Annotated in this window: 11 protein-coding genes; 6 read left to right on the plus strand and 5 right to left on the minus strand. The window is 53.0% G+C overall.

The window, feature by feature from the left end:
- Nucleotides 1-51 precede the first annotated feature (51 nt).
- Both kduD and araE read left to right on the plus strand, forming a co-directional pair.
- Nucleotides 52-813, plus strand: coding sequence for a 2-dehydro-3-deoxy-D-gluconate 5-dehydrogenase KduD (gene kduD, locus M4I31_RS04450; protein ID WP_003033923.1), 762 nt, complete (start codon nt 52-54; stop codon nt 811-813).
- Nucleotides 814-1,128: 315 nt separating this feature from the next.
- Nucleotides 1,129-2,547 (plus strand): arabinose-proton symporter AraE, encoded by a 1,419-nt coding sequence (gene araE, locus M4I31_RS04455; protein ID WP_085048790.1) that lies wholly within the window; start codon nt 1,129-1,131, stop codon nt 2,545-2,547.
- Nucleotides 2,548-2,602: 55 nt separating this feature from the next.
- Here araE and M4I31_RS04460 read toward each other — a convergent pair whose 3' ends face one another.
- Together M4I31_RS04460 and M4I31_RS04465 are read right to left on the minus strand one after the other, a co-directional pair.
- Nucleotides 2,603-3,490, minus strand: a complete 888-nt coding sequence (locus M4I31_RS04460) for an Rpn family recombination-promoting nuclease/putative transposase (protein ID WP_038633357.1) — start codon at nt 3,488-3,490, stop codon at nt 2,603-2,605.
- Nucleotides 3,491-3,686: 196 nt separating this feature from the next.
- The gene (locus tag M4I31_RS04465) at nt 3,687-4,013 is read right to left on the minus strand and encodes a cupin domain-containing protein (RefSeq protein WP_085048791.1); all 327 of its coding nucleotides are present in this window, start codon (nt 4,011-4,013) and stop codon (nt 3,687-3,689) included.
- 141 nt (nt 4,014-4,154) lie between these two features.
- Between M4I31_RS04465 and M4I31_RS04470 the strand changes: the two genes are divergently transcribed.
- Nucleotides 4,155-4,862 (plus strand): aspartate/glutamate racemase, encoded by a 708-nt coding sequence (locus tag M4I31_RS04470; protein ID WP_085048792.1) that lies wholly within the window; start codon nt 4,155-4,157, stop codon nt 4,860-4,862.
- Here M4I31_RS04470 and M4I31_RS04475 read toward each other — a convergent pair.
- Nucleotides 4,834-5,769 carry a LysR family transcriptional regulator gene (locus M4I31_RS04475; RefSeq protein ID WP_085048928.1) on the minus strand — a complete coding sequence of 312 codons (936 nt, stop codon included), beginning with the start codon at nt 5,767-5,769 and terminating at the stop codon, nt 4,834-4,836. The two genes, M4I31_RS04470 and M4I31_RS04475, sit on opposite strands and share 29 nt — an antisense overlap.
- Nucleotides 5,770-5,887: 118 nt before the next feature.
- Here M4I31_RS04475 and lysA point away from each other — a divergent pair, with 118 nt between their 5' ends.
- On the plus strand, nt 5,888-7,144 hold the full coding sequence (gene lysA, locus M4I31_RS04480) for a diaminopimelate decarboxylase (protein WP_085048793.1): 1,257 nt from the start codon (nt 5,888-5,890) through the stop codon (nt 7,142-7,144).
- 49 nt (nt 7,145-7,193) lie between these two features.
- Here lysA and M4I31_RS04485 read toward each other — a convergent pair whose 3' ends face one another.
- Together M4I31_RS04485 and galR are read right to left on the minus strand one after the other, a co-directional pair.
- Nucleotides 7,194-8,204, minus strand: coding sequence for a LacI family DNA-binding transcriptional regulator (locus M4I31_RS04485; protein ID WP_038633346.1), 1,011 nt, complete (start codon nt 8,202-8,204; stop codon nt 7,194-7,196).
- A 13-nt stretch (nt 8,205-8,217) separates the two neighbouring features.
- Nucleotides 8,218-9,246, minus strand: coding sequence for an HTH-type transcriptional regulator GalR (galR, locus tag M4I31_RS04490; RefSeq protein ID WP_038633343.1), 1,029 nt, complete (start codon nt 9,244-9,246; stop codon nt 8,218-8,220).
- Between the two features lie 597 nt (nt 9,247-9,843).
- Between galR and aas the strand changes: the two genes are divergently transcribed.
- Nucleotides 9,844-12,003, plus strand: coding sequence for a bifunctional acyl-ACP--phospholipid O-acyltransferase/long-chain-fatty-acid--ACP ligase (gene aas, locus M4I31_RS04495; protein WP_085048794.1), 2,160 nt, complete (start codon nt 9,844-9,846; stop codon nt 12,001-12,003).
- Complete coding sequence (gene lplT, locus M4I31_RS04500; protein WP_038633338.1) at nt 11,996-13,189, plus strand: lysophospholipid transporter LplT; 1,194 nt, start codon at nt 11,996-11,998, stop codon at nt 13,187-13,189. Before aas ends, lplT begins: the two co-directional genes overlap by 8 nt.
- The last annotated feature ends 7 nt before the right edge of the window (nt 13,190-13,196 follow it).

The raw sequence follows: 13,196 nt of genomic DNA on the forward strand, positions 1-13,196 counted from the left end.
AGCCGTGCCTGCCTGCCTGCGGCGGGCATTATAAAAAATTAAGGATTTACAATGATTTTGAATGCATTCTCTCTTGAAGGTAAAGTCGCCGTTGTGACCGGTTGCGACACCGGCCTGGGTCAGGGTATGGCGCTGGGGCTGGCGGAAGCGGGTTGCGATATTGTCGGTATCAACATTGTTGAACCGACGGAAACCATCGAACGTGTGACCGCACTGGGCCGCCGTTTCTTGAGTCTGACCGCCGACCTGCGCCAAATTGATGGTATTCCAGCTCTGCTGGAGCGCGCAGTGGCAGAATTCGGCCATATCGATATTCTCGTCAACAATGCGGGCCTTATCCGTCGTGACGATGCGATCGACTTCAGCGAAAAAGACTGGGATGACGTGATGAACCTGAACATTAAGAGCGTATTCTTTATGTCTCAGGCCGCGGCGAAGCACTTTATCGCTCAGGGTAACGGCGGCAAAATTATCAATATCGCCTCTATGCTCTCTTTCCAGGGCGGTATCCGCGTTCCGTCTTACACCGCGTCTAAAAGCGGCGTAATGGGCGTCACCCGTCTGATGGCGAACGAGTGGGCAAAACATAACATCAACGTCAACGCGATTGCGCCGGGTTATATGGCGACCAACAACACTCAGCAACTGCGTGCTGATGAGCAGCGTAGCGCAGAAATCCTCGATCGTATTCCGGCAGGACGTTGGGGACTGCCGAGCGACCTGATGGGGCCTGTCGTGTTCCTGGCGTCCAGCGCGTCTGACTATATTAACGGCTATACCGTTGCGGTAGACGGCGGCTGGCTGGCACGTTAATACATTCCCTGAATAACAAACCCTGTCATCTGGCAGGGTTTTTTTTTGTTTTAAGTTATTTTAATCCATATTCTGTCTATAAATTAATCCATACATAATTATATATGTATGAATTTGTAATGTTTAATCCTCTTTAATATCAATCAATTAAATTTAATTGAGTGGTTGCTGATAAATTTTAAAATTGGAATATCCATCACATAACGAGGTGGTGTAGCTATTTCATCCATGTTTTTGCCGTTTCCCGCCTGACGCTCCATGTAAGGGATCCCTTACTTTCAGGGACATGGTTTACTCTGTATCTGGCAGGAAAAAATGGTCTCAATAAATAATGATGCTGCTTTAGCGCCGCGCCCTGTGCGCGATACGCGACGTATGAATATGTTTGTCTCTATCTCTGCGGCTGTCGCAGGATTGTTATTCGGCCTGGATATTGGCGTGATAGCGGGCGCGTTGCCTTTCATCACCGATCATTTTGTCCTGACCAGCCGTCTGCAGGAGTGGGTGGTGAGCAGCATGATGCTGGGTGCGGCAATTGGCGCACTATTTAATGGTTGGCTGTCATTCCGCCTGGGACGTAAATACAGCCTGATGGCGGGCGCGATCCTTTTTGTCGTCGGATCTCTGGGATCGGCGTTTGCGTCCAGCGTTGAAATGCTTATTTTTGCCCGCGTGGTGCTGGGCGTTGCGGTGGGTATCGCGTCTTACACCGCGCCGCTCTATCTTTCCGAAATGGCCAGTGAGAATGTGCGCGGTAAGATGATCAGTATGTACCAGTTGATGGTTACGCTGGGTATTGTGCTGGCCTTTTTATCTGATACGGCATTTAGCTACAGCGGTAGCTGGCGCGCCATGTTGGGGGTGCTGGCGCTCCCGGCGGTTTTACTGATTATCCTGGTGGTTTTCCTGCCGAACAGTCCGCGCTGGCTGGCGGAAAAAGGTCGCCACATCGAAGCCGAAGAAGTATTGCGAATGCTGCGCGATACGTCAGAAAAAGCCCGCGATGAGCTGAACGAAATCCGTGAAAGCCTGAAGCTGAAGCAGGGCGGATGGGCGCTGTTTAAAATTAACCGTAACGTGCGTCGCGCGGTTTTCCTCGGAATGTTGTTGCAGGCGATGCAGCAGTTTACCGGGATGAACATCATTATGTATTACGCGCCGCGCATTTTTAAAATGGCGGGCTTTACCACCACCGAACAGCAGATGATTGCAACGCTGGTGGTCGGCTTAACGTTCATGTTCGCGACATTTATTGCCGTCTTTACGGTAGATAAAGCCGGACGCAAACCGGCGTTGAAAATTGGTTTCAGCGTGATGGCCATTGGGACGCTGGTACTCGGCTATTGCCTGATGCAGTTTGATAACGGCACGGCTTCCAGTGGTCTATCCTGGCTGTCAGTCGGTATGACCATGATGTGCATTGCAGGTTACGCGATGAGCGCCGCGCCGGTGGTGTGGATCCTGTGTTCGGAAATTCAGCCGCTGAAATGCCGCGATTTTGGTATTACCTGCTCGACCACCACCAATTGGGTGTCGAACATGATCATTGGCGCCACGTTCCTGACGCTGCTCGACAGCATCGGCGCGGCGGGTACATTCTGGCTGTATACCGCGTTGAACGTCGCTTTTATCGGTATTACATTCTGGCTTATCCCGGAAACCAAAAACGTCACGCTGGAACACATCGAGCGCAAGCTGATGTCGGGTGAGAAGCTAAGAAATATTGGGGTGTAAGTGAGCAGAGAGCCCGATAGATCAACTCATTATCGGGCTCCCATTGCTACCTGTTTCAATGTGGAGAGGCCTGCCTGGCGAGGATGTCCTTAGCAGACAGCCCGGTTATCTTTAGTATAATTTCATGACTAATACCATTCGCTAACATCATCTGGGCAATGCGTAACGCCTCTTGTTGTTTGGCTTCCTGTTGCAATACTTCCGCGATAGTCATCAGACGTTCCTTTTGCTGTGGTACCCGATAGGCAACCTCACGGATAAATTTATCAACGTGAGGCGTATTTCCAAACTGCATCATGTAATTAAATAGCGTTTTGAGCTGGCTGTCATTAGCGTATCCCGTAGCCAGCAACGAGACCAGTTGTTCCACTAATCCCATTAAATCACGCTTGCGGATATGTTTTTGCATCAATTCCAGCAGTGCTATACGGCGATGTTGCATAATTTCGTCATCGGGTATTACGGTGATATCTACCAGCGGAAATGTTGCTGAGTATAACTGTCGTGCCAATGCGGGGTCGTCAAACTCATCCAGCCAGCAGAGTGAAAAGGGGTAGGGGCTGAGAGCGCCATGATAAAACAGCATCGGTATCACCAAAGGTAATGTTTTATGGCCAGCATCCAGATGGCGTTGCATTGCAGCCATGGCGTAGCGCATTAGCCGGAATGCCATGTGAGCGTCTGGCGAACTCTGATGCTCAATAACAACATAGATATATCCAACGCCTTCGTTTGTTTTTAATGACCACAGCACGTCGGAGTAGCTGGCTCGCAGGCTATCCTCAATAAAACTGCCTGATTCCAGTTTTAGTGTTTGCAGATCACATAGCTCCCGCAAGGTTGATGGAAGATAGATATCCAGAAAATCTCTTGCGGTATCGGGATGGTACAAGAACTGTTTGAAGACCGCGTCATGTGGAGTGGCCGTTGTCATTTTTGTCATGGCGATCCGTCACCGTTAATTAAGTTAACGTGACTGTAATCGCCCACATGGCGGGGCGCATCCCGGAATTAACGCTTATGCGAGCTGGTATCGAAGGAAAATACCCTACCTTGTAACGTATGCATTTTTAGGGAACTGAGTACGCATTTTAGCGTGTTCTCAGACCGGTCAGTAGCATGGTTTGAGAACAGCGAAATTACCCGTGCAGAAAATCGTCGCGCACCGGAGTGAACGTATCGAGTAATGTTCCTGCTTTTAAGCAGACGCAGCCATGCATAATGTTGGGCTGTTTATACAGGGTGTCACCTGCGGAAACGACATGCTTTTCTTCCCCAATAGTAAATTCAAACTCACCGGATAAAACGTAAGTCAGCTGTTCATGCGGGTGGTTGTGCAGCGGACCAATCGCGCCCTGCTCGAAGTTCACCTCAACCGCCATCATTTTACCGTCGTGAGCAAGAATGCGACGGGTAACGCCATTGCCCAGATCTTCAAGCGTGGTCTCTTTATGAAAAATAAACATCCGACATTCCTGTAAGTTAGTGAAACGGTGTTTTATTAAATTTATATCAGCAAAGTATAAAAAGAAATGCACACCAACAGATGTGGAAAGTTGATCACATCTTTGGTTCACTGAAGAGATAACAACAAATGAGGGGAAGCGATGAAAACGATCGGTCTGTTAGGCGGTATGAGCTGGGAATCTACCATTCCTTATTATCGACTCATTAATGAAGGGGTAAAACAGCGTCTGGGTGGCCTGCATTCGGCACAGATTCTGTTGCACAGCGTAGATTTTCATGAGATTGAAGCCTGTCAGTCCAGCGGCGACTGGCAGCGGGCCGGGCAGATCCTCGCGCAGGCCGCCAGAGGGCTACAGGAGGCGGGAGCTGAGGGCATCGTGTTGTGTACCAACACGATGCACAAGGTTGCTGAGGCGATTGCAACCGCCTGTGATGTACCGTTCCTGCATATTGCTGATGCCACTGGTCGCGCCATACAAAAGCAGCAGATGAGCAACGTGGCGCTGCTGGGTACGCGCTACACCATGGAGCAGGATTTTTACCGTGGGCGCTTACAGGCTGAATTTGGCATTAGTACGCTTATCCCTGACGCTAACGACCGGCAAAAAATAAACCAGATTATTTTCGATGAGCTGTGCCTCGGCGAATTCAGTAACACATCCCGCGATTATTACCTCAGTGTGATTGCTCAACTGGCTAAGCAGGGCGCGCAAGGGGTAATTTTTGGCTGTACCGAGATTGGTCTGCTGGTGCCAGCCGAGCTAAGCCCACTACCGGTTTTCGACACTGCGGCTATCCATGCGCAAGATGCGGTGGAGTTTATGCTTTCGTCTGTCGATGCAAAATAGCGTTCAGCGGATCGATTAGCTTCGGCAGAAGGGCTTGCAGATGCGCGGTAAAAGCATCTACCAGCGCCGAGGCGGGGCGATGAAGCGGGTGAATCAGGCTGACCGTAAACGGTACCGAAATACTGAAGCGGCGGATAACGATCCCGCTGCTGGCGTAATCCAGCGCCGTTAATGGATTGACCACCGAGATCCCCACACCCGCCCGCACCATTGCACAAATTGAAGCAGCGCTATGGGTTTCTATTACCATGCGGCGTTTCACCTGATGCTCATTAAACAAGGTATCCAGAAGCTGACGGTAGCTGTCGGTCCGCGACAGGCTGATGTAGTTTTCGCCCTGAAAATCCTGGGGGGTGAGCACGGATTTCTCGGCCAGCGGATGTCCCTGTGGCAGCACGCATACTTCATCCAGCGCCAGCAATTCTGTACGTTTAGTGCCGGCGGGAGTATGCAGAGTTTCTGTGATGCCCAGATCGTGGCGTTGCGCCGACAGCCACTCTTCCAGCAATGGTGACTCCTGCGGCACTATCTGAATATTGACCTGCGGGTAGCGTGTGAGGAACGGCTCCAGCAGCGGCGGTAAAAAAGATTGTGAGAATACCGGCAGGCAGACAATCGATAATTCGCCCTGACGAAATTCGCGCAGGCTTTCAGCGGCGCTCACAATCCTGTCCAGACCATACCAGGAACGTTGCACCTCTTCAAACAGACGTAACCCTTGCACGGTCGGATGCAGCCTGCCACGCGAACGTTCGAACAGCGTTAATCCCAGCACTTTCTCGAATCGGGCCAGTTCCCGACTGACGGTCGGCTGCGAGGTATGTAGCATCCGCGCGGCTTCCGTCAGATTGCCTGCGGTCATGATGGCGTGAAAAATTTCAATATGGCGCAGGTTAACGGCGGGCATGGCGAATCCTCGAATGATGTAATCCATATCATTTTTGCATAGACTCACGATAAAACGATATTTTTTATTCTTTTCGGGCTGTGGCGTAATCATACAAAAGCCAATACCGGAGCACACCATGCCACGCCCACTCAACAGCACTGATACCGATCTCACCGCCGACAACCTGCTACGCCTGCCCGCTGAATTTGGCTGCCCGGTGTGGGTGTATGATGCGCAGATTATCCGCGCGCAGATTGCCAAACTGAGCCAGTTTGACGTGGTGCGTTTTGCCCAGAAGGCATGCTCAAATATTCATATTCTGCGCCTGATGCGCGAGCAGGGCGTGAAGGTCGATTCCGTCTCGCTGGGCGAAATTGAACGCGCGCTGGCGGCGGGTTTTGAGCCGGGAAAAGATGAGATTGTCTTTACCGCCGATATGATCGATGGCGCGACGCTCGCTCGGGTGCATGAATTGAGCATTCCGGTAAATGCCGGTTCAGTGGATATGCTGGAGCAACTGGGTCAGCTTTCGCCGGGCCATCGCGTGTGGCTACGCGTCAACCCTGGCTTTGGTCATGGGCATAGTCAGAAAACCAACACCGGCGGCGAGAACAGCAAACACGGGATCTGGTACAGCGATCTACCGGCGGCGCTGGAAGTGATCCAGCGCTATCAGTTGAAGCTGGTTGGCATTCATATGCATATCGGATCCGGCGTCGACTACGGCCATCTGGAACAGGTATGCGGCGCGATGGTGCGTCAGGTTGTCGAGTTTGGTCAGGATCTGGAGGCGATCTCCGCGGGCGGCGGGCTGTCGATCCCATATCGTGAGGGCGAAGAGGCGATCAACACCGATCATTATTTTGGGTTATGGAACGCCGCGCGCGATCAAATTGCGCGTCATCTGGGGCACGCTGTTAAATTGGAGATCGAACCGGGCCGTTTTCTGGTGGCGGAATCCGGCGTGCTGGTGGCGCAGGTGCGCAGCGTAAAAGCGATGGGCAGCCGTCACTTTGTGCTGATTGACGCAGGCTTCAACGATCTGATGCGCCCAGCGATGTACGGTAGCTATCACCATATCTCTGCACTGGCGGGAGATGGCCGTTCTCTGGAGCAAGCCGCGCAAATAGAAACCGTAGTAGCCGGGCCGCTGTGTGAGTCCGGCGACGTCTTTACCCAGCAGGAAGGCGGAAATGTGGAAACCCGTCTACTGCCAGCGGTGGTGCCGGGGGATTATCTGGTGCTGCATGATACCGGGGCGTACGGCGCGTCAATGTCGTCAAACTACAATAGTCGCCCGCTGCTGCCGGAGGTGTTGTTTGATCACGGCGTGGCGCGACTGATCCGTCGTCGTCAGACTATTGATGAGCTACTGGCGCTGGAATTAATCTGAATACAGCGTTGTGAAAAGCCGGATAAGTGTAGCGCCATCCGGCATCTGATTACTTAAAGTACGGCCCCGTTGTCACCGATTCCCGCAACACCAGTTTGCCGGTAAACGGTGGGATCGGCTCTACGCTCTCACCGTTGGCCAGACGGATAGCCTGGTCAATTGCCGTTGTTATCATGGCGTCAATCGGCAGATAGACGGTAGAGAGTCCCGGCTCCAGCCATTTAGCGCTGGGCGCATCGTCAAAACCAAACAGCGAGACGTCCGTCGGGATCTTCAGGCCAGCCTGATGCAACGCTTTTGATGCACCTAATGCCATGTCATCGTTACAGGCGAACAGGGCGCTGAATGTCACCCCTTCCTCCAGCAGCTCACGACAGGCTTCATAGCCACGCGTCATCGTTGAATCGCCGTATTTAACCTTGCCGGGGTCCCAGGGAATACCGTTTTTTTCCAGCGCTTTACGATATCCCATCAAACGTGATTTACCGGTAGGGGTATGGCCCGGCACGGTGATGCAGGCAATATCGCTATGCCCCTGGGAGATCAGATAATTGACCGCCTGGAACGCGGCTTCTTCCTGTTCAAAGAAAATCGCGCGATCGCGGGCCTGACTGACATCACGGTTAATGACCAGCAACGGCATAGCAATGCTGTTCATCAGTGACATAATCGCCTGCTCACTCATATAACGGGTATAGAGAATAATGGCATCACACTGCCTGTCGGCCAGCATTTGCACGGCTTCCTGTTCACGCTCCGGCGTGTCGTGACCGTCGGTGACGATCAACTGCTTACCGTGAGATTCCGTCTGGCGCGAAGCCTGTTGCAGCAGGCGGCCAAAGTAGAATCCATCAAACGTGGAAACCACCAGGCCAATGCTATTGCTGGTTCGGTTCGCTAAAGAACGCGCTAAAAAATTGGGTCGATAATCAAGTGCCTGCATGGCCTTAAACACTTTCTGGCGCGTGCTCTCTTTTACCTGACCCGTACCATTCAGCACGCGCGAAACGGTCGCTTTTGAGACGCCAGCGTGTCGTGAAACGTCCAACATCGTGGTCATGACGCTATCCTGGTTAATCGTTTGACGAAGAATTGCCCGGCTCTGTCAGCGTCGAAACGGAGTGGCGGCGCACCAGAGTTGGGTTAAATACGTGGGTGATTTCAGGTGCGGGTCGCTTCTCCGCCAGCGCAAGCGCCAGTTCAGCGGCCTGGGTCGCCATCGTCACTATCGGATAGCGTACCGTGGTCAAACGTGGACGCACATAGCGGGAAACCAGCACATCATCGAAGCCGATCAGGGAAATTTCTCCCGGTACATCAATGCCGTTATCATTTAACACGCCCATCGCGCCAGCCGCCATTGAGTCGTTATAGCAGGCTACAGCCGTGAAGTTTTTACCACGGCCAAGCAACTCGGTCATGGCCTGCTCACCGCCGCTCTCATCCGGCTCGCCAAAGGTCACCAGCCGATCGTTAATCGGTATATTGCTCTCCGTCAGCGCATCGTAATAGCCTTGCAGGCGATCCTCCGCATCTGAAATGGTGTGATTGGAGCACAGATAACCGATACGCGTATGGCCCTGCTGAATAAGGTGTCGGGTAGCCAACCACGCGCCGAAGCGGTCATCGAGGGCAACGCAGCGTTGTTCGAATCCTGGCAGAATTCGGTTGATTAATACCATGCCGGGGATTTGCTTCATTAATGAAGCCAGATCTGCATCCGGGATGATTTTGGCGTGGACAACAAGCGCAGCGCAGCGGTGGCGAATAAGCTGTTCAATCGCCTGACGTTCCTTCTGTTCATTATGGTAGCCGTTGCCGATCAGTAAAAAATTACCGGTGTTATAGGCCACCTGCTCGACAGCTTTAACCATTGCCCCAAAAAATGGATCTGACACATCACCAACCACCAGTCCGACGGTTTCGGTAGATTGTTGCGCCAGCGCACGCGCGTTGGCGTTGGGGTGGTAGCTGAGTGATTCCATTGCACTCGTTACGGCCAGACGCGATGCTTCGCTGGCTTTGGGGGAATCATTAATCACTCGAGAAACGGTGGCGACTGATACACCAGCTAGTCGGGCTACATCCTTTATGGTCGCCATGATAGTACCTGTTGTGGGTAAACGCTTACATTGTGTCAGTGTTACGGAAAACGGCTGGCTGTTCAAGCAGATTGCCTGTCAGGACGTCGCAAATGTGAGCGCGCACGAGCGAAGTAAGACAGAAAATAGAAAACGCTAATTTTTACTTACACTTTGCGATGTGCTGTTGCGATTGTTTGCTGGTGAGGGCACTGAGCAGATTGCTAAAGTTGGGATCCCAGAGGTATTGATAGGTGAAATCAACTTTCGGGTTGATCACTAGATTTACACCAGCCTGCGCAGATGCGCAGGTTTTTTTTTGTCTTCGGCCTATCTGTAACAGTAACCGATAATTTACACAACTCGTTGCATTTGGGTTCATTCCTTTGCGTTTTCGCACTGGCGTATCTGGCTGCTGACGACCACAATCAAGATCCCAGAGGTATTGATTGGTGAGATTATTCGGTACGCACTTCGTACCTGTCTCTTGCACCGACCTGCGCGGATGCGCAGGTTTTTTTTCGGATTGTATTCACCAGTTACCTGTCGCGCCCATTCCCCAACTCGTATACTCTCCCATCATTAATGTTTATGTAATTAATGGCACAGGGAGTTGAGATGCTATTTGGCTTTTTTCGTAATCTGTTTCGCGTGCTTTTCCGCGTTCGCGTCACGGGCGATATCAGCGCGCTACAGGGAGAACGCGTTCTAATTACTCCCAACCATGTCTCATTTATCGACGGCATCCTGCTGGCGCTTTTTTTACCGATTCGCCCCGTTTTTGCTGTTTACACCTCTATAAGCCAGCAATGGTACATGCGCTGGCTGACCCCGCTGATTGATTTCGTGCCGTTAGACCCGACCAAACCGATGTCGATTAAACATCTGGTTCGCCTGGTCGAGCAGGGACGTCCGGTGGTTATTTTCCCGGAAGGGCGTATTTCGACCACCGGTTCATTGATGAAAATCTATGACGGCGCCGGGTTTGTCGCGGCAAAGTCAGGGGCCACGGTGGTTCCTGTGCGCATCGAAGGCGCGGAGCTGTCACGCTTTAGTCGCCTGAAAGGTCTGGTTAAACAGCGATTCTTCCCGCGTATTCGCTTGCACATCCTGCCGCCGACCCATATGCCGATGCCGGAAGCGCCGCGTGCTCGCGATCGCCGCAAAATCGCGGGTGAAATGCTGCATCAAATTATGATGGAAGCGCGCATGGCGGTGCGCCCGCGTGAAACGCTTTATGAGTCTCTGCTGGCGGCGAAATATCGCTTTGGCGCAGGCAAAAACTGCATTGAAGATGTTAACTTTACGCCGGACAGCTACCGTAAACTGTTGACTAAGACGCTGTTTGTGGCCCGTATTCTGGAGAAATATACCTCTGAGGGTGAAAAAATTGGCCTGATGCTGCCAAACGCGGGGATCAGCGCGGCGGTCATTTTTGGCGCTATTGCGCGTCGACGTATTCCGGCGATGATGAACTATACAGCAGGTGTAAAAGGGCTAACCAGCGCCATTACTGCATCAGAAATCAAAACTATCTTCACTTCCCGACAGTTTCTCGATAAAGGCAAACTTTGGCATTTACCGGAGCAGCTCACCCAGGTGCGCTGGGTTTACCTGGAAGACCTGAAAGCCGATGTGACGTTTAGCGATAAGCTGTGGATTTTCTCACACCTGCTGGCGCCGCATCTGGCGCAGGTGAAACAGCAGCCGGAAGAGGCCGCGGTAATCCTCTTTACCTCTGGCTCGGAAGGTCATCCGAAAGGTGTGGTACACAGCCACAAGAGCATTCTGGCGAACGTCGAGCAGATTAAAACCATCGCCGATTTCACCGCCGACGACCGCTTTATGTCTGCGTTGCCGCTATTCCACTCCTTTGGTCTGACGGTGGGATTATTCACGCCGTTGCTGACCGGCGCAGAAGTGTTTCTTTATCCCAGCCCGCTGCATTACCGCATTGTGCCGGAGCTGGTCTACGACCGGAACTGCACCGTACTGTTTGGTACGTCAACGTTCCTTGGCAACTACGCGCGTTTCGCGCATCCCTATGATTTTCACCGTCTGCGCTATGTGGTGGCGGGAGCGGAAAAACTGCAAGACACCACAAAACAGCTGTGGCAGGAGAAATTTGGTCTGCGCGTCCTTGAAGGCTATGGCGTGACGGAATGTGCGCCAGTGGTGTCAATCAACGTGCCGATGGCGGCGAAATCAGGAACGGTAGGGCGCATCTTGCCCGGTATGGATGCCCGACTGTTAGCTGTTCCAGGCATTGAGGACGGAGGGCGTTTACAGCTGAAAGGCCCTAATATTATGAGCGGCTATTTGCGCGTCGAAAAACCCGGCGTGCTGGAAGTGCCGACGGCAGAAAATGCGCAGGGTGAGATTGAGCACGGCTGGTATGACACCGGAGACATCGTGCGCTTTGATGAAAACGGCTTTGTACAGATCCAGGGACGCGCCAAGCGTTTTGCTAAAATTGCCGGAGAGATGGTCTCGCTGGAAATGGTTGAGCAACTGGCGCTGGCGGTATCTGCGGATAAAATGCACGCCACGGCGATCAAAAGCGATGCCAGCAAAGGCGAGGCGCTGGTGCTGTTCACCACCGACAGTGAACTGACGCGCGAAAAACTGCAGCAGTATGCGCGAGCGCACGGCGTGCCTGAACTTGCCGTGCCGCGTGATATTCGCCACCTGAAACAACTCCCATTACTCGGCAGCGGTAAGCCGGATTTTGTCACGCTGAAAAGCTGGGTCGATGAGCCGGAAAAACAACATGAGTGAGTCAGTGCACACTAACACTTCTATCTGGTCCAAAGGGATGATGTCCGTTATCGCCGCGCAGTTCCTGTCGGCGTTTGGCGATAACGCCTTACTGTTCGCCACGCTGGCTTTGCTTAAGGAACAATTTTATCCGGACTGGAGTCAGCCGATCCTGCAAATGGTGTTTGTGGGCGCTTACATCCTGTTTGCGCCCTTTGTCGGGCAGGTGGCGGACAGCTTTGCCAAAGGCAGGGTGATGATGTTCGCTAACGGCATGAAGCTGCTGGGCGCGGCGAGTATTTGTTTCGGCGTTAATCCGTTTCTCGGCTATACGCTGGTGGGGATCGGCGCGGCGGCGTATTCACCAGCCAAGTATGGCATTCTCGGTGAACTGACCACTGGCGACAAACTGGTGAAAGCTAACGGCCTGATGGAAGCCTCCACCATTGCCGCGATTTTACTCGGTTCTGTGGCGGGGGGCGTGCTGGCCGACTGGCACGTGATTGCTGCGCTTTCTGCCTGTGCGCTGGCCTATGCGGGCGCCGTAGTGGCTAACCTGTTTATTCCGAAGCTGGCCGCGGCTCGCCCTGGCCAGTCCTGGCATTTGGGGAAAATGACCCGCAGTTTTTTCTGTGCGGCCACTTCGCTGTGGCGTAACGGTGAAACGCGTTTCTCATTGGTGGGAACCAGCCTCTTTTGGGGCGCTGGCGTCACGCTGCGTTTTCTGTTGGTGCTGTGGGTGCCGGTGGCGCTGGGCATCACCGATAACGCCACACCTACTTACCTGAATGCCATGGTGGCGATTGGGATTGTGGTCGGCGCGGGTGCGGCAGCGAAGCTGGTGACGCTGGAAACCGTGTCGCGCTGTATGCCTGCGGGGATCCTGATTGGCGTCGTGGTGCTGATCTTCTCGCTGCAACATGCGCTGCTTCCGGCCTACGCGTTGCTGATGCTTATCGGCGTGTCAGGCGGGTTCTTTGTGGTGCCGCTGAATGCGTTGTTACAGGAGCGGGGCAAGAAAAGCGTCGGTGCGGGTAATGCGATTGCGGTGCAAAACCTGGGGGAAAACAGCGCGATGCTGCTGATGCTGGGTATTTACTCGCTGGCGGTGCTGGTGGGGATCCCGGCGGTAGCGATTGGTATAGGGTTTGGCGCGCTGTTCGCATTGGCGATTGCGGCGCTATGGATTTGGCAGCGCCGCCATTAGTCTGTGA

It is taken from the genome of Citrobacter sp. XT1-2-2 (assembly GCF_023516235.1).
In the GTDB taxonomy this organism is placed as follows: Bacteria; Pseudomonadota; Gammaproteobacteria; order Enterobacterales; family Enterobacteriaceae; genus Citrobacter; species Citrobacter werkmanii.

Bases quoted from the DNA above. Each gene is read 5' to 3' on its own strand.
- M4I31_RS04470 (WP_085048792.1), top strand. From the start codon at position 4,155: ATGAAAACGATCGGTCTGTTAGGCGGTATGAGCTGGGAATCTACCATT.
- M4I31_RS04460 (WP_038633357.1), bottom strand. From the start codon at position 3,490: ATGACAAAAATGACAACGGCCACTCCACATGACGCGGTCTTCAAACAG.
- araE (WP_085048790.1), top strand. From the start codon at position 1,129: ATGGTCTCAATAAATAATGATGCTGCTTTAGCGCCGCGCCCTGTGCGC.
- lysA (WP_085048793.1), top strand. From the start codon at position 5,888: ATGCCACGCCCACTCAACAGCACTGATACCGATCTCACCGCCGACAAC.
- kduD (WP_003033923.1), top strand. From the start codon at position 52: ATGATTTTGAATGCATTCTCTCTTGAAGGTAAAGTCGCCGTTGTGACC.
- galR (WP_038633343.1), bottom strand. From the start codon at position 9,246: ATGGCGACCATAAAGGATGTAGCCCGACTAGCTGGTGTATCAGTCGCC.
- M4I31_RS04475 (WP_085048928.1), bottom strand. From the start codon at position 5,769: ATGCCCGCCGTTAACCTGCGCCATATTGAAATTTTTCACGCCATCATG.
- aas (WP_085048794.1), top strand. From the start codon at position 9,844: ATGCTATTTGGCTTTTTTCGTAATCTGTTTCGCGTGCTTTTCCGCGTT.
- lplT (WP_038633338.1), top strand. From the start codon at position 11,996: ATGAGTGAGTCAGTGCACACTAACACTTCTATCTGGTCCAAAGGGATG.
- M4I31_RS04485 (WP_038633346.1), bottom strand. From the start codon at position 8,204: ATGACCACGATGTTGGACGTTTCACGACACGCTGGCGTCTCAAAAGCG.
- M4I31_RS04465 (WP_085048791.1), bottom strand. From the start codon at position 4,013: ATGTTTATTTTTCATAAAGAGACCACGCTTGAAGATCTGGGCAATGGC.